Here is an 18,740-nt window from a genome sequence, read left to right as displayed (position 1 = left end):
ACGACGGCGCGCCCGACGCTCGGACGAGGAGCGCCGCTCACCGGTGCCCGCGAAGAAGTCGCGGGTGTGGTCGAGAGCTTCCGCCAGGGCGTCGACCTCGGCGGTCGTCGTGTACAGGTAGCTCGAGGCGCGGGTCGAACTCTGCACCCCGAATCGTTCGTGCAGCGGACGAGCGCAGTGGTGCCCGCCGCGCACGGCCACACCGCGCGAGTCGAGCATCTGCATGACGTCGTGCGGGTGAACGCCGTCGAGGGTGAAGGCCACGGCCCCACCGCGATCGGCATCGTGCGATCCGAGGATGCGCACGCCCTTGACCTCGTCGAGCCGGGCCAGCATGTGCGCCGTGATCGCCCGCTCGTGGTCGGCGATGGCGTCGAGCCCGATGGCCGAGACGTAGTCAATGGCGGCCGCCAGCCCGACCGCCTGGGCGATCGGCGGGGTGCCTGCCTCGAACCTGGCGGGCGGGGGCGCGAACGTCGACCCCTCCATGCGCACGACCTCGATCATCTCTCCACCACCCAGGAAGGGAGGCAGTTCGGCGAGCAGGTCGAGTCGGCCCCAGAGCACGCCGATGCCGGTGGGACCGCACAGCTTGTGCCCGGTGAAGACCAGCAGGTCGGCCCCGAGTTCGTGCACGCGGGTGGTGCGCTGCGGCACCCCCTGGGCACCGTCGACGACCATCACGGCGCCGACCGCGTGGGCCTGCTCCGCGATCGTCGCGATCGGGTTCACGGTGCCGAGCACGTTCGAGACCCACGTCAGCGAGACCACCTTGGTCGAGGCGTTGATCAGCCCCTCCCGCTCGGCCTTCTCGAGGTCGAGATGACCGTCGTCGGTGACGTCGAACCAGCGCAGGGTCGCCCCGGTGCGCTCACAGACCAGCTGCCACGGCACGATGTTGGAGTGGTGCTCCATCACCGAGACCACCACCTCGTCGCCCGGACGAAGGCGCGAGCCCAGCGTGTTGGCCGCCAGGTTCAGCGCCTCGGAGGCGTTCTTGGTGAAGACGATCTCCTCCGTCGACCTGGCCCCGACGAAGCGCGCCACGGTCGCCCGGGCGAACTCGTAGGCCTCGGTCGCCTCGGCGCCCAGCACATGCATCGCACGCGCCACGTTGGCGTTGTGCTGCAGGTAGTGCTCGGCGATGGCGTCGACCACCGCCCGCGGCTTCTGCGAGGTGTTGGCCGAGTCCAGGTAGACGAGGGGATGCTCGCCGACCCGGCGCTCGAGGATGGGAAAGTCGCGGCGAATGGCCTCGACGTCGTAGGCAGACGTGGCAGCCTCCTCAGGCAGTGGCGCGAGCGGCGCGGACGTACTTGTCGTAGCCCTCGGCCTCGAGCTGCTCGGCCAGTTCCTTGCCACCCTCGTCGGCGATCTTGCCGTCGACGAACACGTGCACGAAGGTCGGCTCGATGTAGCGCAGGATGCGGGTGTAGTGGGTGATCAGCAGCACGCCACGGTCACCCTGGGCGGTGTAGCGGTTGACGCCCTCGCTGACGACCTTGAGGGCGTCGATGTCGAGGCCCGAGTCGGTCTCGTCGAGCACGGCGAACTTGGGGTTCAGCAGCTCGAGCTGGGCGATCTCGTGGCGCTTCTTCTCGCCGCCCGAGAAGCCCTCGTTGACCGAGCGGGCCGCAAAGGAGTTGTCGAGCTGCATCTTGTCGAGGGCCGCGTTGACGTCCTTGACCCAGGTGCGCACCTTGGGTGCCTCACCGTCGAGCGCGGTCTTGGCGGTGCGCAGGAAGTTCGCGACCGACACCCCCGGCACCTCGACGGGGTACTGCATGGCCAGGAACAGGCCGGCGCGGGCGCGCTCGTCCACGGTCAGCTCGGTCAGCTCGACACCGTCCAGGGTCACCGAACCCTCGGTGATCGTGTACTTGGGGTGGCCGGCGATCGAGTAGGCCAGGGTGGACTTGCCGGAGCCGTTGGGGCCCATGATGGCGTGCACCTCGCCCGACTTGATGGTCAGGTCGACGCCCTTGAGGATCGGCTTGGGGCCGTCCTCGGTCTCGACCGACACGTGCAGGTTCTTGATCTCAAGCGTGCTCATCGTGATCTCTTCTCAATTGGTGGTTGCGGTGACTGGACCCCGGTGGGAGGGTCACCAGTCGGCGTCAAAGCTGGGGTTGGCGAGGTCGACGAGAACGTCGTCCCCGTCAATCCGCACCGGGAAGACCGGCACGGGTTGGGTGGCTGGCAGGTTCTCGGGCTGGCCGGTGCGCAGGTTGAACACCGAACCGTGCAGGTAGCACTCGATGGTGCCGCCCACCACGTCGCCCTCGGAGAGCGGCACCTTGGCGTGCGAGCACTCGTCGCGAATGGCGAACCACTCGCCCTGGTGCTGCACGATCGCGATCTCGAGGTCCTCCCCGTTGGCCAGGGTGGCCGAGCAGCCGATCGGCAGGTCGGTGGTGAACTCGTCGACCGTCGCGACCTTCTGCCAGTCCGGGTCGCGTCGCGCCCCGGACCCGACGGGGGTGGCGTCAGCGCTCACGCCACGTCCCCGGTGATGGTGAGCTCGTTCTCGACGATCTCGCGCAGGTGGTCCTCGATGTCGGCGACGCCGATGCGGCGGATGATGTCGTTGAAGAACCCGTGCACGACCAGTCGGCGGGCCTCCGACTCGGGGATGCCGCGGCTGCGCAGGTAGAACAGCTGCTCGTCGTCGAATCGTCCGGTGGTGGACGAGTGACCGGCGCCGGCGATCTCACCGGTCTCGATCTCGAGGTTGGGCACGGAGTCGGCCTGGCAGCCGTCGGTCAGCACCAGGTTCTTGTTCGACTCGTAGGTCTCGATGCCCTCGGCGACCTTGCGGATCAGCACGTCGCCGATCCACACCGAGTGCGCCCCCTTGCCCTGCAGTGCGCCGCGGTAGTCGACGTTGGACGAGGTGTGCGGCGCGTTGTGGTCGACGAACAGCCGGTGCTCGATGTGCTGGCCGGCATCGACCAGGTACAGGCCGAACTGCTCGAGCGAGCCGCCGGGGCCCGCGAACCGCGAGTCCTCCTGCAGGCGCACGTCGCCCCCGATCGAGACGGTGATCGCCTTGACGTGGGCGTCCCGGCCGACCCGGATCGAGCGCTGGCCGCCGTGCACGGCGCCGTCGGCCCAGTCCTGCACCGTGATCAGGTTCAGGGTGGCGCCGTCGCCCACCAACACGTCGAGCTTCTCGGCGTAGGTGGCGACCCCGACGAACCGGACGACCACGGTCGCCTTGGCGTGGGCACCGATCGAGAGCACGTAGTGGTCGCGGGCCTGACCGCCCTGCCCGGTCGCGGTGAACACGATCGGCTCGGTCAGCTCGGTCTCGGCGGGCACCTGGATGTGCGTGCGGTGCACGGTCTGCTCGGCGGCCAGCGCGCTGACCCGGTCGACCGGGGCCTCGACGGCGAGCTCGCGCGCCTGCTCGGCGGTCAGGTCGGTGACCACGACGGGCGCGGTGAACTGGGCCTGCCAGTCCAGCGTGCCGAGGTCGTCGGCCGGCTTCAGCAGCCGGGCGAACTTCTTGATCGGCGAGAACCGCCAGATCTCCTCGCGGCCGGTGGGCTGCGGGTGGTCGTCCACGGACCACGAAGGGGTCGGGTGCAGGTGCGACTCGACGGTCTCGACGGCCGCCGCGACGTTCGGGCCGGCGGTCTGAGCGGCGGGCTGCGGGGTGGCTGCGCCCTCGAGGCGCGACTGGGTGTCGACTGACAAGGGGATGTCTCCTGGAATCTGTCGGTGGATAATGGCGGACGAGGGGCGGGTCAGCCGACCGCGCCCTCCATCTGCAGCTCGATCAGGCGGTTGAGCTCGAGGGCGTACTCCATCGGCAGCTCCCGCGCGATCGGCTCGACGAAGCCGCGCACGATCATGGCCATGGCCTCGTCCTCCTCCATGCCGCGGCTCATCAGGTAGAAGAGCTGGTCGTCGGAGACCTTCGAGACGGTGGCCTCGTGGGCCATCGAGACGTCGTCCTCGCGCACGTCGACGTAGGGGTAGGTGTCGGAGCGGCTGACGGTGTCGACCAGCAGCGCGTCACACTTGACCGAGCTGGCCGAGTGGTGGGCGCCCTCCTGCACCTCGACCAGGCCGCGGTAGGAGGATCGTCCGCCGCCGCGAGCCACGGACTTCGAGATGATCGAGCTCGAGGTGTGGGGGGCGCAGTGCACCATCTTCGATCCGGCGTCCTGGTGCTGGCCCTCGCCGGCGAACGCGATCGACAGGGTCTCACCGCGGGCGTGCTCGCCCATCATGTAGACGGCCGGGTACTTCATCGTGACCTTGGAACCGATGTTGCCGTCGATCCACTCCATGGTGGCGCCCTCCTCGCAGGTGGCGCGCTTGGTGACCAGGTTGTACACGTTGGTCGACCAGTTCTGGATGGTGGTGTAGCGCACGCGGGCGTTCTTCTTGACCACGATCTCGACGACCGCCGAGTGCAGCGAGTCGGACGAGTAGATCGGCGCCGTGCAGCCCTCGACGTAGTGCACGTAGGAGCCCTCGTCGGCGATGATCAGGGTGCGCTCGAACTGGCCCATGTTCTCGGTGTTGATGCGGAAGTAGGCCTGCAGCGGGATCGAGACGTGCACACCCTTCGGCACGTAGATGAACGAGCCACCCGACCAGACGGCCGTGTTCAGGGCGGCGAACTTGTTGTCACCCACCGGGATGACGGTGCCGAAGTACTCCTGGAAGATCTCCGGGTGCTCCTTCAGCGCGGTGTCGGTGTCGAGGAAGATGACACCCTGACGCTCGAGCTCCTCGTTGATCTTGTGGTAGACGACCTCCGACTCGTACTGGGCGGCCACACCGGCCACCAGACGCGCCTTCTCGGCCTCCGGGATGCCCAGCTTGTCGTAGGTGTTCTTGATGTCGGCGGGCAGGTCCTCCCAGGTCTGGGCCTGCTTCTCGGTCGAGCGCACGAAGTACTTGATGTTGTCGAAGTCGATGTCCGACAGGTCGGCACCCCAGGTGGGCATGGGCTTGCGACCGAAGAGCTTGAGGCCCTTCAGGCGCAGGTCGAGCATCCACTGGGGCTCGCTCTTCAGGGCCGAGATGTTCGAGACGACGGCCTCGTTGAGGCCGCGCTGAGCGACGGCACCGGCGGTGTCGGCGTCATGCCAGCCCCACTGGTACTTCGACAGGGCTTCGATGTGCTCGTCCTGGGTGGCGCCCAGCCCGGGGGCTGCCGGGCGGGGGTTGTCGACCTGGGTCATGTTCTGCTCCAAACGTGTCGAGGTTTGCGGGAGGTGGGGTCGGTGGTGGTGTGCGGGACGGTCTCAGCCGCCGGACGGCGGGGTGGCCAGACGTGATCGGTGCACCACCGCGGCCGAGGGAATGTGCGTGGTGCACACCCCGTCGCCGTGCGCGATGGTGGCCAGCCGCTGCACGTGGGAACCGAGCAACCGACTGAACAGTTGGGTCTCGGCCTCGCACAGCTGCGGGAACTCCGCGGCCACGTGGGCCACGGGGCAGTGGTGCTGACACAGCTGCTCACCGAGTCGGGCGGGCTTGATCGAGGCGACGTAGCCGTCGGCCGACAGGGCCTCGGCCAGCACCTCGACCGGCGAACGCTCGGGATCGGTCTCGCGCAACGCCTGGTAGCGGTGCTCGACCTGACCGAAGCGCTCCTCGGCGAGCTTCGTGACGGCGCTCGGCCCGGCGGTCGCGGACAGGGCCCGCAGCGCCTGGATGGCGAGGTCGTCGTAGGCCTGGTAGAACGTGGCCCGGCCCTGGTCGGTCAGCAAGAAGACCTTCGACGGACGACCGCGGCCGCGCTGCCCGTAGACGCGCTTCTCGCGCGAGGTGATTTCCTGCCGCTCGGTGAGCGCGCTCAGGTGCCGCCGGATGGCCGCGGGGGTCAACCCCAGCCGCTCGGCCAGTTCGGCAGCCGTCGAGGGACCGTGCTCGAGGATCGACTGGGCCACCCGCTGGCGGGTGGAGGCGTCGTCGTCCGAGCCGGCGGCCTCAACCACCACGGAGTTCGTCACCTTTTTCACGACACCATACTTTCCTTATTGGCCGCCCGAAACAAGTAAGGCAGACCTTGCTTAGCTGCAGGCCGAACCTTGCTCCTACGATGGGCGGGTGCCCACCGCTTCCCCCACCGCCACCACCGTCGCACCGGTGCTGAGGGCGGACGACCTGCGGGTCACGTTCCGCTCGGCCCGGGGAACCCGGCCAAGGAGGGACCATCACGCCCTGGCCGGGCTCGACCTCGAGGTGGGTCGCGCACGGGTGTGCGCCCTGCTGGGGCCCAACGGTGCCGGCAAGACGACCTTCCTGCGCTGCTGCACCGGGCTGGTGCGCCCCGACGGGGGCACGGTGCGGGTGCTGGGGCTCGAACCCGGCGATCCCGACCTCGGGGCCCGGATGGGCGTGATGCCGCAGTCGACCGGTGCGTGGTCGGCAGTCCGGGCCGGCGAACTGGTCGAGTTCCTGGCCTCGCTGTACGCGACCCCCCTCGACGTGGGGGCGCTGGTCTCCCGACTGGGCATCGACGCCTTCGCCGGCACCACCTATCGTCGGCTCTCCGGCGGCCAGAAGCAGGCGGTCAACCTCGCCGGCGCCATCGTCGGTCGCCCCGAGCTGGTCATCCTCGATGAACCCACCGCCGGTATGGACCCGCACGCCCGCCGGCGCACGTGGGCGCTCGTCCGCGAGTTGCGCGATGCCGGGGTCTCAGTGCTGCTGACCACCCACGACATGACCGAGGCGACCGAACTCGCCGATGACGTCGTGTTGGTGAACCGTGGACGAACCGTGCTCCGCGGGCCCGTCGCCGACCTGACGGCCCGCGGCACCCTCGAGGAGCTCTTCCTCGCCCACACCGACGACGGCACCGACGACGGCACCGGCGAGCTCGTCCACCCTGACCACGACCGGCGCGAGGGGGCCCGATGAGCCTCGACCTCTCCCCCGCCCCCGGTGCCGCCCCGGCGGGCCGTCGGCTGCTGCGTCATGCGCGCCTCGAGACGATGCTGCTGGCGCGCAACGGCGAGCAGCTGCTGCTCGCCCTGGTGATTCCCGCCGCCGTGCTGGTGGTGGGCCGCTTCGTGCCGGCCCGGATCGGCATCCGGTTCGACCTGCTGGTGCCGTCGGTGCTCGCGCTGGCCCTGTTCTCGACGGGGTTCACCGCGGTGGCCATCGCCACCGGGTTCGACCGCCGCCACGGGGTGCTCGAGCGCCTGGCGGCCACGCCCCTGGGGCGGGCCGGGCTGGTGCTCGGCAAGGCCGCGGCTACCGCACTCGTCGGGCTGCTGCAGGCGCTCGTACTGGTCGGGTTGGCGCTCGTGCTCGGTTGGCGTCCGACCCTCTCGCCCACCGGCCTCGCCTGGGCGGTGCCGGCCGTGGCCCTGGCCGAGACGGCCTTCGTGGCCGGCGCCCTGGCGATGGCCAGCCTGCTGCGCGCCGAGATCACCCTGGCGCTGGCCAACCTGCTGCATCTGGCGCTGGCCGCTGGCGGCGCCCTGCTGGTGCCCGCCGATCGCTACGGCCCGGCGGAACCGGTGGTGCGGCTGCTGCCGACGGCCGCCCTCGGTGAGGGGCTGCGGCAGGCCCTCGCATCGGCGCCCGCCAGCGGTGGCGCCCTTCTTCCCCTGGTGGTGGCTGCCGTCTGGGCCGCCGTCGCCGTTCTGGTGGCACGAAAGGTCATGGCATGGACGTCCTGAAGCGCATGGTGAGCACCCCGACGGCCCTGAGGCGCTGGGCGTGGGCCTCGCTGGTCGCCAACATCGGCATCATCGTGACCGGGGCGATCGTCCGCCTGACCGGGTCGGGGCTCGGCTGCGACACGTGGCCGCAGTGCAATGACGGCTCGTACGTGCCCCACGGCGAGGTGAGCCACCACTCGCTGATCGAGTTCGGCAACCGCACCCTCACCTTCGTGCTGATCGTGATCGCCGTGGCCTGCTGGGTGACCGCCCGTCGCGTGGCGACGGCGCCCACCGACCGCGACCGGCTGGTGCGGCGGCTGACCCTGGTGGTGGCCCTGGGCATCCCGTTCCAGGGAGTCATCGGCGGCATCACCGTGCTCACCGACCTGAACCCCTTCGTGGTGGCGCTGCACCTGCTGCTGTCGCTGGTCCTGGTGGTGCTGATCGTGCGGTTGCTGTTCGCCGTGCACGAGGTCGTTCCGGACGAGGTCTCGGGAGTCGACCGCGGGCTGACGATCGCGGCCTTCACGCTGATGATGCTGGCCTGCTGGCTCGGAACCGTGGTCACGGGATCGGGCCCCCATGCCGGGGACGGCGGCGTGGCCCGCACCGGCTTCAACATTGAGACGGTCGCCCGCCTGCACTCGGGCACGGTGTGGCTGACGGTGGCGACCACCGTGCTGGTCGTGCTGCGAGCCGTGCGGGCGGGCCACCGCACGCTGCGTCGGTGGGCGCCGGTGCTGCTGGGCGTCGAGCTCGTGCAGGGGGCCATCGGGTACCTGCAATACTTCACCGGTCTGCCGGTCGCCGTGGTGCTGATGCACCTGCTCGGGGCCGGTCTGGCGGCGGCGTCCGCCGCGGCCGTGCTGTGCAGTGCGCGCCGGGCCTCGGCGACTCGCGCGGGGCTCCCGGAATCGGCGGCATCGCGGGCCTAGACTGACCGGCGACCGACCCCCCGCGGCCCCCACCCCCGCGGCGACCAGGAGAACTGCCTTGTCCGCACGTGTTCATTCGTTCCTTCGTCGAGACCACCGACTCGTCCGTCGACTGGCCTCTCACCTGCTCGCGGCCACCGTGCTGGTGGCCGCGATCGCGGCCGGAAACGCCAACCCGGCCGCTGCCGAGCCGACGAAGCCGTCGTCCCACCGACCCGGCATCCTGCGGGCAACGACGACCGCCACCACCACGACGACCGGTAGCGACCCGACGCGCGTCGGGGCGGCTGCAACGGTCGAGCCGGCCCTCCCGGAACTCAACGGCTTCCGCAATCGGGTGGGCGTGCACGCCCTGGGCACGCCGGCGGCCACACAGTCGGCGGTGGCGGCCCACGCGAACTACCTCGAGCTGAACAAGTCCGACCCCGACCTCGTTGCGTACGAGGAGATTCCCGGCAAGCCCGGCTACACCACGGCCGGCGCCGAGATCGCCCCGTTCACGGTGGCCGTCGTGGGGGCGGCGTCGTCCAGCATCGCCCTCGACATCGCCATGGCCGACCCGTACAGCCGCAGCATGATGCTGCTGAGCCCGCGGGCGGCGTCGGTGGCCTTCGCCTCGTCGCCGACGTTCCGGGTGATCGGCGTCACCGTCACCACCGAAGCCGTGACCACGACGTGGCCCAAGGTCTACCCGGTGCTGTCGAACCATCGCGGGCTGTCCTGGGACACCACCAGCGAGGACTTCTACACGAGCACCTGCAGCCAGACCCCGACCGTCTGGGGCTACCCGATCACGGTGCAATTGGACGACACCCGCTACTCCGGGGTCTCGGGCGCGCGGGTGAGTCTCACCGAGGACGGGCGCGGCGTCGACACCTGCGTCGTGACCGACCCCGCCTTCACGGGGGTGGACGGCCAGGTCGTGGTCGTCCCGGTGCGCCCCTTGCGGGCCGGCGCCTTCGTCGAGGGTCGGCTGACCGGGACCGCCCTGGCCCGGGTGGGTGCCGACCAACCCCTGAATGTTCCGATCCGGTTCAACACCTGGGCCGCGTCCAGCGCCGGCGGTGACCAGAGCGGCGACGGCGTCGCCGAGCTGATGGGCGTCGACGCCACCGGCACCCTGCAGATGTTCAAGGGGGCCCGCGGGGCAGGGTTCGGGGCACGCTGGGCCATCGGCGGTGGCTGGGGAACCACCCGTTGGGTCGCGCACGTTCCCGACCTGAACGGCGACCGCCGCGACGAACTGCTGTCGGTGCGCTCCGACGGCACCATGTGGCTCTACCTCGGGGTCGGCATGGGCCAGTACCAGGTGGCCCGCAAGGTGGGCTGGGGTTGGCAGAACGTCACCAACATCACCGTCGTGGGCGACATGACCGGCGACGGACGACCCGAGGTGGTGGCCGTGCAGAAGAACGGTGACCTGTCGCGCTACTCGCTGACCGCGAGCGGGTTCACGAGCACCAACACGATCGCCAAGAACTGGCAGGGGCTGCGCTTCCTCACCGGTGTCGGCGACCTCAACCGCGACGGCAACCCCGATGTCGTCGCCGTCGTGCCCAGCGGCGAACTGCGGGCCTACTACTCCCGCGGGGGCGGCTTCGTGCAGGCCGCCAAGGTCGGGCAGGGTTGGGGCTCGTGGACGCAGATGTTCACCCCGGGTGATATCTCCGGCGACGGCATCCCCGACCTGGTCGGCCGCGACTCCGCCGGCACGATGTTCTCGTGGACGACCGGCAAGAATGCCTTCCTCGACAAGCGGCAGGTGGGTGTGGGCTTCGGCGGGTACCGGCTTTTCGCCTGACGGCGTGGCCTCGGTAGACTCCCGTCGAGGAGAGTCGCCGTCGTCCGGCGCCCCTCGGAAGGACGTCGTGACCACGCACCACCAGCCCACCTCGGCCGACCTTGTCGACCCCACCACCAGCGTGGCGGTCAGCACCTGGCGAGACGTGGTGCGTGCATACGTGGCGCTGACCAAACCCCGCATCATCGAGCTGCTGCTGGTGACCACCCTGCCGGCCATGTTCCTGGCGGCCGGGGGCCTACCGCCGTGGCGGCTGGTGGTGTGGACGATGCTCGGCGGGCTGTTCGCCGCCGCCAGCGCGAACGTCTTCAACTGCGTGCTCGACCGCGACATCGACGAGGTGATGCGCCGCACCCGGCGTCGTCCGATGCCTCGCCACCAGGTGCCGCCGGCCGCCGCCGTGACCTTCGGGGTCGTGCTCGGGGTGCTGGCGACGCTGACCCTCGGGCTGGGCGCGAACTGGCTGTCGGCGGCGCTGGCTCTGGGCGCGAATGCGTTCTACGTGTTCGTCTACACGATGTGGCTCAAGCGGCGCACCAGCCAGAACATCGTCTGGGGAGGCATCGCCGGGTGCTTCCCTCCCCTGATCGGCTGGACCGCCGTGACGGGCTCGGTCGACTGGGCACCGCTGGTGTTGTTCGCGATCGTCTTCTTCTGGACTCCCCCGCACACCTGGGCGCTCGCGTTCCGGTACAAGGACGACTACGCCGCCGCCGGGGTGCCGATGCTGCCCGTGGTGATGGACCGGGTCGGTGTCGCGACCCGCATCCTGGTCTACACCGTGGTCACCGTGCTGGTGTCGCTCGTACTGTGGCCAGTCGCCGGCACCGGCTGGCTCTACCCGGCCGTGGCCGCCGTCACGGGAGCGGTCTTCCTGTGGCAGGCGGTGGCGCTGCTGCGCCGCGCCCGGGCCGGTCTCGACGAGATCGCCATGAAGCCGATGACCCTGTTCCACTGGTCGAACAGCTATCTGGCCCTGGTCTTCATCGCGGCCGCCATCGACCCCCTCATCTTCTGAAGTCAGACAGTCCGGGGTGGATCGACCTGCCGAGGTCGACCCCCGCCGGCCCGCCCGTCAGGGCCGCGAACCGGCGGGAACCTCCTCGCCCGGCGCCACCGGCCCCGGCGGGGTGCCGTCACCGAACGGACGACCCCCCAGCTGCTCGCGGTGGTGCGGCGACAACCAGTTCGACAGGTCGGGACCCTTCGGCACGATCTGCGACGGATTCACGTCGGCGTGCACCACGTAGTAGTGCTTCTTGATCTGCGTGAAGTCGATGGTGTCACCGAACCCGGGGGTCTGGAACAGGTCGCGGGCATAGGCCCACAGCGCCCCGAACTCACTCAACTTGTGACGGTTGCACTTGAAGTGGCCGTGGTAGACGGGGTCGAAACGGGCCAACGTGGTGAACAGCCTGACGTCGGCCTCGCTGATGGACTCCCCCATCAGGTAGCGACGGGACTGCAACCGCTCGTCGACCCAGTCGAGGGCGGTGAACAACCGGTCGTAGGCGGCGTCGTAGGCCTCCTGGGACCCGGCGAAACCGCAGCGGTAAACCCCGTTGTTGATCTCGGTGTAGACCCGCTTCATCACGGCGTCCATCTCGTCCCGCTGCGCCTCGGGGTAGAGGTCGGGGGCACCCTCGCGGTGGTGGGCCGTCCACTCGGTCGAGAAGTCGAGCGTGATCTGGGCGAAGTCGTTGGTGACCACACCACCGGTGGGGATGTCGACGATGGCGGGCACGGTGATCCCGCGCGGGTAGTCGGGGAACCGCGCGAAGAAGGCCTGCTGCAGGCGCTCGATGCCCAGCACCGGGTCGACGCCACCGGGGTCGAGGTCGAAGGTCCACGACCGGGCGTCATGCGTCGGGCCGGGCATCCCCAGCGAGATCACCGGCTCCAGCCCCAGCAACCGACGCACGATCACCGTCCGGTTGGCCCAGGGGCAGGCCCGGGCAGCGATCAGCCGGTACCGGCCGGGCTCGACCGGCCACTCGTGCTCGCCCGCACCGTCGGCCGTGATCCGATCGGTGATGTAGTTCGTGTCACGGTCGTAGCCCGCGCCCGCGGTCACGTAGCCGGAGCCCGCCGTCGATGTGTCAGCCATGGGCCCAATCTAGCGAGCACGTCCGCCCCGTTGAGCCCCGCTGGCTAGAGTGCCCATGGAGGTCACCTCCACGGGAACAGAAGAGGTCCCCGCGCGGTTGTTTGAAGTGTCAACCAATTTGTCACGGCAGGAGAACCCATGTCACAGGATCCGCACACACAGGCACTGTCCGATGCCGGAGTCAGCATCTGGCTGGATGACCTGTCCCGCGAGCGCCTCGAGTCCGGCAACCTCGCCGAGTTGATGGCCACCCGCAACGTGGTGGGGGTCACCACGAACCCGACCATCTTCGCCACGGCGCTCTCCGACGGTGAGGCCTACGCCGAGCAGGTCGCCGCGCTGAAGGCTGACGGGGCAGACGTGGCCCGCACCATTCGCGAGCTCACCTCCACCGACGTGCGCAACGCCGCCGACCTGTTCAGTGACCTCTACCGCTCGACCGGGGGATTCGACGGCCGGGTCTCCATCGAGGTCGAGCCGGGTCTGGCCCACGACACCGAGGCGACCGTGACCCAGGCCGCCGAACTGCACGCCCTCGTCGACCGCGAGAACGTGCTGATCAAGATTCCGGCCACCCTCGAGGGGCTGCCGGCGATCACCGCCACCATCGCCGCCGGGATCAGCGTCAACGTCACCCTGATCTTCTCCGCCGACCGCTACCAGCAGGTGATCGACGCCTACCTCGACGGCCTCGAGCAGGCCGCGGCAGCCGGCCACGACCTGTCGACGATCCACTCGGTCGCCTCGGTCTTCGTCAGCCGCATCGACAGCGAGGTCGACCGGCGTCTGGCCGATCTGGGCACCGACGACGCCGCGGCACTCACCTCGACCGTGGCGATCGCCAACACCCGGCTGGCCCACGAGCTGTACGCGACGGCCTTCGCCAGCGACCGCTGGAAGGCCCTCGCCGAGCGCGGCGCCAACGTGCAGCGCCCCCTGTGGGCCTCCACCGGCGTCAAGAACCCCGACCTGCCCGACACGCTCTACGTCAGCGATCTGGTCACCTCGGGGGTCGTCAACACCATGCCCGAGAAGACCCTGCAGGCATTCGCCGACCACGGCGAGGTCTCCGGCGACACCGTGGTGCCGTTCTACGACCGTGCCCGCGAGACGATCGCCGCCGCGCAGGCCGCCGGGGTCGACCTCGACGACGTCTTCGCCACCCTCGAGCGCGAGGGTGTCAGCAAGTTCGTGACGTCGTGGGACGAACTGGTCGCCACCGTGCAGCAGGCCCTCGACCAGGCCTGAGGGCTCCTCGGTGGCGGCACCGTCCGCCACCGACTCATCCCTCACCCACCCGTAACGACCAGAACCACTCACCCCCGCAGAATCAGGAACCAGGATCAACGTGACCGAGCACATCAACCCCCTGCGCGACGACCAGGACCGTCGACTCCCCCGGATTGCCGGGCCCAGCGTGCTGGTGATCTTCGGGGTCACCGGCGACCTGTCCCGCAAGAAGCTGATGCCGGCCGTCTACGACCTGGCCAACCGCGGACTGCTGCCCCCCGGCTTCGGTCTGGTCGGCTTCGCACGCCGCGACTGGGCCGACCAGGACTTCGCCCAGCAGGTGCACGACTCCGTCAAGGAGCACGCCCGCACCCCCTTCCGCGAGGAGGTGTGGCAGCAACTCCTGGAGGGCATTCGGTTCGTGCCTGGCGAGTTCTCCGATGACGCGGCCTTCGAGAGCCTGAAGGCCACCATCCAGGAACTCGACGAGCAGCGCGGCACCGGTGGCAACCACGCCTTCTACCTGTCGATCCCGCCGGCGTTCTTCGACGACGTGGTCGGGCAGTTGAAGCGCCACGGCATGGCCGACGAGCACGGTCGGGGGTGGCGACGGGTCGTCATCGAGAAGCCGTTCGGTCACGACCTGCGCTCCGCGCGCGAGCTGAACGACATCGTCAGCTCGGTGTTCCCGGCCGAGTCGGTGTTCCGCATCGACCACTACCTGGGCAAGGAGACGGTGCAGAACCTGCTCGCCTTCCGGTTCGCCAACCAGATGTTCGAACCCATCTGGAACAACAACTACGTCAGCCACGTGCAGATCACCATGGCCGAAGACATCGGCATCGGTGGTCGCGCCGGCTACTACGACGGCATCGGGGCGGCGCGCGACGTCATCCAGAACCACCTGCTGCAGTTGATGGCGCTGACCGCCATGGAGGAGCCCACCAGCTTCGACGCGGCCCAATTGCGCACCGAGAAGCAGAAGGTGCTGGGGGCGGCTCGTCCGCCGGTCGACCTCGACGCCCACACCGCCCGCGGCCAGTACGCCGCCGGCTGGCAGGGTGGCGAGAAGGTGATCGGCTTCCTGCAGGAGGACGGCATCGATGCGTTGTCGGCCACCGAAACCTACGCCGCCATCCGCGTCGACATCGACAACCGTCGCTGGGCGGGGGTGCCGTTCTACCTGCGCACCGCCAAGCGCATGCCCCGTCGCGTCACCGAGATCGCCCTCAACTTCAAGCGGGCGCCGCACCTGCCGTTCACCTCGACCGACACCGAAGACCTCGGCATCAACGCCCTGGTGATGCGCATCCAGCCCGACGAGGGCATCACGATGCGTTTCGGCGCGAAGGTGCCCTCGACGCAGATGGAGATCCGCGAGGTCTCCATGGACTTCAACTACGGCGGCTCGTTCACCGAATCGTCCCCCGAGGCCTACGAGCGGCTCATCCTCGACGTGCTGCTCGGCGAGCCGCCGCTGTTCCCGCAGCACGAGGAGGTCGAACTCAGCTGGCAGATCCTCGACCCCATTCTTGAGCGCTGGGCCGAGCGGGGTGGCCCCATCGAGCAGTACGAGGCCGGCACCTGGGGCCCCCAGAGCGGCATCGACATGCTGGCCCGCGACGGATTCGTCTGGCGTCGTCCCTGACGTCGACCGCCCACACGACTCCCGGACGAACACGAAGGAACCCCACTGTGATCATCAACCTCACCAAGACCAACGCCTCGGCCATCAGCTCGGCGATCCGCAAGGCCCGGCGCAGCAGCGGCGCCGCGTCGGGGCTCGTCTTCACCCTCGTGGTGATCGTGCCCGCCCGCCGCTACGACGAGGCCCTCGAGGCGGCCCTGCTGGCCGGGCGTGAGCACCCCTCGCGCATCATCCTCGTCGTCAAGGGCACCGGCAAGACCGACAAGCTCGATGCCGACATCCACCTCGGGGAAGACGTGCCCGGCGACGTCATCACCCTGCGGCTGAGCGGCGAGGTCGCCGATCACGCCGACTCCGTGGTGCTCCCGCTGCTGCTGCCCGACTCCCCCGTCGTCGCATGGTGGCCGAACGAGTCGCCCGCCGATCCCGGCGACGACCCCATCGGACGACTGGCCAAGCGCCGGATCACCGATGCCAGCGGTGTCACCAAGTCATTGGAGGCGCTGCGGGTGCGGGCCGAGCACCACGCCCACGGTGACACCGACCTCACCTGGACCCGCCTGACCACCTGGCGTGCCCTGCTGGCCGCGGCGCTCGACCAGTACCCGGCGAAGATCTCGTCGGCCAGGGTCGAGGCCGACCGCGACAATGCCCCGGCCGAGCTGCTGGCCTCGTGGCTGCAGGCCCGTCTGGGGGTGCCGGTGGAGCGCACCAGCACCGACGGTCCGGGAATCACCGCCGTCCGGCTCACCACGGCGGCAGGCGACATCGCCATCATCCGCACCGATGGTCTGCTGGCCACCTACGAGGTGCCCGGTCAGCCCCGCCGCAAGGTCGCCCTCAAGCGACGCACCCTCACCGACCTGATCAGCGAGGAACTGCGCCGTCTCGATGCCGACGACATCTTCGAGGCCGCCGCCCGCACGATGATCCAGCGCTGGGACGAAGGCACCTCGAAGCATCGCCGGACGTCGAAGAAGAAGGCCTCGGCGTGAGCACTCGCGTCGTCCGCTACCACACCCCCGACGAACTGGCGGAGGGTGCCGCGGCGACGCTCCTGGCTCGGATCCAGGACCTGCAGGAGGCACAGGGACGAGTCGACCTGTGCCTCACCGGTGGCCGGGTGGCCAACCGCATGTACGAGTCACTCGCCAGCCAGTTCACCGAGTCGGGCATTGCGCCCGACCGCCTGCACCTGTGGTGGGGTGACGAGCGGTTCGTCGGGTTGACCGATCCCGACCGCAACGCGTTGCAGTCGCTGTCGATCCTTGCGCGCACCCTGCACGTGCCCGCCGCCCAGATCCACCCGATGCCGGGCAAGGACGGTCGCGCCGACCCCGGCGATGCCGCCTACGCCTACGCCCAGGAGTTGGGCGAGACGAGCTTCGACATCTGCCTGCTGGGCATGGGCGAGGACGGCCACATCGCCTCGATCTTCCCCGACCACCCCAGCTTCGACCCGACCACGGCCACGGTGATCGGCGTCACCGACGCACCCAAGCCGCCGGCCGAGCGCATCTCGTTGACCATCAACACCCTCAACCGGTCGAAGGCGGTCTGGATGCTGGTCACCGGGGACGAGAAGGCGGAGTCGGTGGCGAAGGCTCTGTCGGGCGACTGGTTCCTGCCGGCCGCCCGCGTGCACGGCACCGACGAGACGCTGCTGTTCCTCGACGCCGAGGCGGCCGCCCTGCTGCCCCGCTTCAACTGCCTGCTCTGACCCTCACGCTCCAGCCGGCAGGCGGTACACGCTGACGTGTCCGCGGGACTCGTGCGTGAAGGGGGTGCCGGTCCAGTCGGCATGCCGTGACTCGAGTTCGAACCCCGCCAGCTCGGCCATCAGGTCGAGCTCGGAGGGCCACACGTAGCGGTGGGGGCTCAGCGAGAGGCTGACGCCGCCGTCGTCGCCGAATCGGAAGTGGTGGCTGACCAGTTGCTGGGTGACGGGATCCATCACGTCGAGACCGATGTAGCCGTCCTCGACGGTGAACACCTCGGCCCCCACGGCACCGTGCGTCGACTGCAGTTTGGGCACCCACAGTTCGATCACGAACCGTCCACCCGGACGAAGGTGGGCCGCGGCATTGCGGAAGCAGGCGACCTGGTCGGCCTGGGTGAGCAGGTTGGCGATGGTGTTGAACACGAGGTAGACCAGCGAGAACTCCCCCGGTGCACCGGCGGGCAGCACCCGGGTGGTGGACATGTCGCCCATCACCACGGGAAGGGTGGCCTCGTCGACCTTCTCGCGGAGCCGCTCGACCATGTCGGGTGACCACTCGATGCCGGTCACCGGGACGCCTCGGGCCTGCAGAGGGATGGCCACTCGTCCGGTGCCGATCGCGAACTCACACGCGGGGCCGCCGTCGGCCAATTCGACGAGCCGGGCGGTGGTGTCGTCCAGCAGCTGCGGGTCGAACATGGCCTCACCGAGGCTGTCGTAGTTCTGGGCGGCGTCGCGGTTCCAGATCTCGTTGCTGGTCTGTCGGGGCATCTTCACGCCCGCCAGCCTGCCGCACGCCGGCGCCGACGAGGAAGCGATTTTCTCACCATGACCGACGAACCCCGCCTCCCTGACAGGGGAGACGGGGTCGGGCGTCCAGACGTGGGTCGGTCACACGTGGGTGAGATCAGTAGATGATCTCGCCGTTCGCGCGCCGGGTGCGCAGCAGGTCGAGGGCCTCGGCCAGGATGGCCGCCGCCTCGGCGTCGCTGCGACGCTCCTTCACGTACGCCAGGTGCGTCTTGTAGGGCTGGATCTTCGGCGGCGGAGGAGGGTTCTCCGCGTCCAGGTTGGCCGGCAGGCCGCACCGGGGGCAATCCCACTCGGCCGGGATCTGGGCCTCGGCCGCGAAGGCCGGCCTGGTCTCGTGCCCGTTGGCGCAGAAGTATGAAACGTGCAGGCGAGGGGCGGAATCCCCACGCTCTGCCTCTCCCATCGGACCGGCGCCGACTCGGCTGCCTCTGATGGCGCTGCCACCCACCACTGTGTGACTCCTTGGTTGTGTTCGGTGTTGCAGAGTGCGTGGTGGTCACCCGGCCGGTGTGGCCCGCAGCGTCCACCTGGTGTGGGCCCGCGCACTCGGCGGGCGACGACCTGGTGTCAGGACTGGAACTTGTACAGCACCAGCAGTCCGACGATGCAGGCGAACCAGATCAGCCCCAGCACGATGGTGATGCGGTCAAGGTTGCGTTCGGCGACCGAGGCCCCACCCATCGAGGTGGACATGCCACCGCCGAACAGGTCGGACATGCCGCCTCCGCGCCCCTTGTGCAGCAACACCGAGAGGGCAAGAATCACGCTGACAACGACCAGAACGATCGACAGGGTCATCACTGGCCAGGTCATGAGCGGGACAATCACGTCGATCAGGATAACCCA

General features: G+C 69.5%; 18 protein-coding genes and 1 pseudogene. 9 read left to right on the top strand and 10 right to left on the bottom strand.

The genetic code is table 11. From position 1 onward, the window contains the following. Window positions 1-45: 45 nt before the first annotated feature. The 6 genes and pseudogenes from ACSDQ9_RS11450 to ACSDQ9_RS11425 form a co-directional block, all read right to left on the bottom strand. A pseudogene (locus ACSDQ9_RS11450) lies at window positions 46-1,293 on the bottom strand (cysteine desulfurase); the annotation flags it as partial. Continuing rightward, window positions 1,286-2,053 carry a Fe-S cluster assembly ATPase SufC gene (sufC, locus tag ACSDQ9_RS11445; RefSeq protein ID WP_435147104.1) on the bottom strand — a complete coding sequence of 256 codons (768 nt, stop codon included), beginning with the start codon at window positions 2,051-2,053 and terminating at the stop codon, window positions 1,286-1,288. The pseudogene ACSDQ9_RS11450 and the gene sufC, both read right to left, overlap by 8 nt. Window positions 2,054-2,104: 51 nt before the next feature. Next, window positions 2,105-2,497, bottom strand: a complete 393-nt coding sequence (locus ACSDQ9_RS11440) for a Rieske (2Fe-2S) protein (RefSeq protein ID WP_435147102.1) — start codon at window positions 2,495-2,497, stop codon at window positions 2,105-2,107. After that, complete coding sequence (gene sufD, locus ACSDQ9_RS11435; protein ID WP_435147100.1) at window positions 2,494-3,699, bottom strand: Fe-S cluster assembly protein SufD; 1,206 nt, start codon at window positions 3,697-3,699, stop codon at window positions 2,494-2,496. Before sufD ends, ACSDQ9_RS11440 begins: the two co-directional genes overlap by 4 nt. 50 nt (window positions 3,700-3,749) lie before the next feature. Further along, complete coding sequence (gene sufB, locus ACSDQ9_RS11430) at window positions 3,750-5,201, bottom strand: Fe-S cluster assembly protein SufB (RefSeq protein ID WP_435147098.1); 1,452 nt, start codon at window positions 5,199-5,201, stop codon at window positions 3,750-3,752. Between the two features lie 63 nt (window positions 5,202-5,264). Then, window positions 5,265-5,984: a helix-turn-helix transcriptional regulator gene (locus ACSDQ9_RS11425; protein WP_435147096.1), complete on the bottom strand. Its 720-nt coding sequence runs from the start codon at window positions 5,982-5,984 to the stop codon at window positions 5,265-5,267. A gap of 88 nt (window positions 5,985-6,072) precedes the next feature. Between ACSDQ9_RS11425 and ACSDQ9_RS11420 the strand changes: the two genes are divergently transcribed. The 5 genes from ACSDQ9_RS11420 (at window position 6,073) to ACSDQ9_RS11400 (ending at window position 11,394) form a co-directional block, all read left to right on the top strand. Next, entirely contained in the window at window positions 6,073-6,888 is an 816-nt protein-coding gene (locus ACSDQ9_RS11420) for an ABC transporter ATP-binding protein (RefSeq protein ID WP_435147094.1), read from the top strand. Further along, window positions 6,885-7,655: an ABC transporter permease gene (locus tag ACSDQ9_RS11415; RefSeq protein ID WP_435147091.1), complete on the top strand. Its 771-nt coding sequence runs from the start codon at window positions 6,885-6,887 to the stop codon at window positions 7,653-7,655. Before ACSDQ9_RS11420 ends, ACSDQ9_RS11415 begins: the two co-directional genes overlap by 4 nt. Continuing rightward, window positions 7,643-8,575, top strand: a complete 933-nt coding sequence (locus ACSDQ9_RS11410) for a COX15/CtaA family protein (RefSeq protein WP_435147089.1) — start codon at window positions 7,643-7,645, stop codon at window positions 8,573-8,575. Before ACSDQ9_RS11415 ends, ACSDQ9_RS11410 begins: the two co-directional genes overlap by 13 nt. A gap of 58 nt (window positions 8,576-8,633) precedes the next feature. Beyond that, complete coding sequence (locus ACSDQ9_RS11405) at window positions 8,634-10,376, top strand: FG-GAP repeat domain-containing protein (protein WP_435147087.1); 1,743 nt, start codon at window positions 8,634-8,636, stop codon at window positions 10,374-10,376. Between the two features lie 67 nt (window positions 10,377-10,443). Continuing rightward, window positions 10,444-11,394, top strand: a complete 951-nt coding sequence (locus ACSDQ9_RS11400) for a heme o synthase (RefSeq protein WP_435147086.1) — start codon at window positions 10,444-10,446, stop codon at window positions 11,392-11,394. A 57-nt stretch (window positions 11,395-11,451) separates the two neighbouring features. Here ACSDQ9_RS11400 and ACSDQ9_RS11395 read toward each other — a convergent pair whose 3' ends face one another. Then, entirely contained in the window at window positions 11,452-12,483 is a 1,032-nt protein-coding gene (locus ACSDQ9_RS11395) for a glutathione S-transferase family protein (RefSeq protein WP_435147084.1), read from the bottom strand. Between the two features lie 138 nt (window positions 12,484-12,621). Here ACSDQ9_RS11395 and tal point away from each other — a divergent pair, with 138 nt between their 5' ends. The 4 genes from tal to pgl all read left to right on the top strand — a co-directional run bounded on the left by tal (window position 12,622) and on the right by pgl (window position 17,081). Beyond that, entirely contained in the window at window positions 12,622-13,731 is a 1,110-nt protein-coding gene (gene tal / locus ACSDQ9_RS11390; RefSeq protein WP_435147082.1) for a transaldolase, read from the top strand. A 100-nt stretch (window positions 13,732-13,831) separates the two neighbouring features. Further along, a complete protein-coding gene (gene zwf / locus ACSDQ9_RS11385; protein WP_435147080.1) occupies window positions 13,832-15,361 on the top strand; it encodes a glucose-6-phosphate dehydrogenase in 1,530 nt (509 codons plus the stop codon). A 47-nt stretch (window positions 15,362-15,408) separates the two neighbouring features. Continuing rightward, the gene (locus tag ACSDQ9_RS11380; RefSeq protein WP_435147079.1) at window positions 15,409-16,356 is read left to right on the top strand and encodes a glucose-6-phosphate dehydrogenase assembly protein OpcA; all 948 of its coding nucleotides are present in this window, start codon (window positions 15,409-15,411) and stop codon (window positions 16,354-16,356) included. Then, window positions 16,353-17,081 carry a 6-phosphogluconolactonase gene (gene pgl, locus ACSDQ9_RS11375; RefSeq protein ID WP_435147077.1) on the top strand — a complete coding sequence of 243 codons (729 nt, stop codon included), beginning with the start codon at window positions 16,353-16,355 and terminating at the stop codon, window positions 17,079-17,081. Before ACSDQ9_RS11380 ends, pgl begins: the two co-directional genes overlap by 4 nt. Window positions 17,082-17,084: 3 nt before the next feature. Here pgl and ACSDQ9_RS11370 read toward each other — a convergent pair whose 3' ends face one another. From ACSDQ9_RS11370 to secG, 3 genes are all read right to left on the bottom strand, one after another. After that, complete coding sequence (locus tag ACSDQ9_RS11370; RefSeq protein WP_435147207.1) at window positions 17,085-17,852, bottom strand: class I SAM-dependent methyltransferase; 768 nt, start codon at window positions 17,850-17,852, stop codon at window positions 17,085-17,087. A gap of 136 nt (window positions 17,853-17,988) precedes the next feature. Continuing rightward, window positions 17,989-18,345: an RNA polymerase-binding protein RbpA gene (locus tag ACSDQ9_RS11365; RefSeq protein WP_435147075.1), complete on the bottom strand. Its 357-nt coding sequence runs from the start codon at window positions 18,343-18,345 to the stop codon at window positions 17,989-17,991. Window positions 18,346-18,461: 116 nt separating this feature from the next. Next, window positions 18,462-18,707 (bottom strand): preprotein translocase subunit SecG, encoded by a 246-nt coding sequence (secG, locus tag ACSDQ9_RS11360; RefSeq protein ID WP_435147204.1) that lies wholly within the window; start codon window positions 18,705-18,707, stop codon window positions 18,462-18,464. Between the last annotated feature and the right edge of the window lie 33 nt (window positions 18,708-18,740).

This window comes from Aestuariimicrobium soli, from assembly GCF_051192575.1.
In the GTDB taxonomy this organism is placed as follows: domain Bacteria; phylum Actinomycetota; class Actinomycetes; order Propionibacteriales; family Propionibacteriaceae; genus Aestuariimicrobium; species Aestuariimicrobium soli.
Note: the sequence above shows the minus strand (reverse complement) of the source record. Positions and strands in the feature narration are given on the sequence as shown.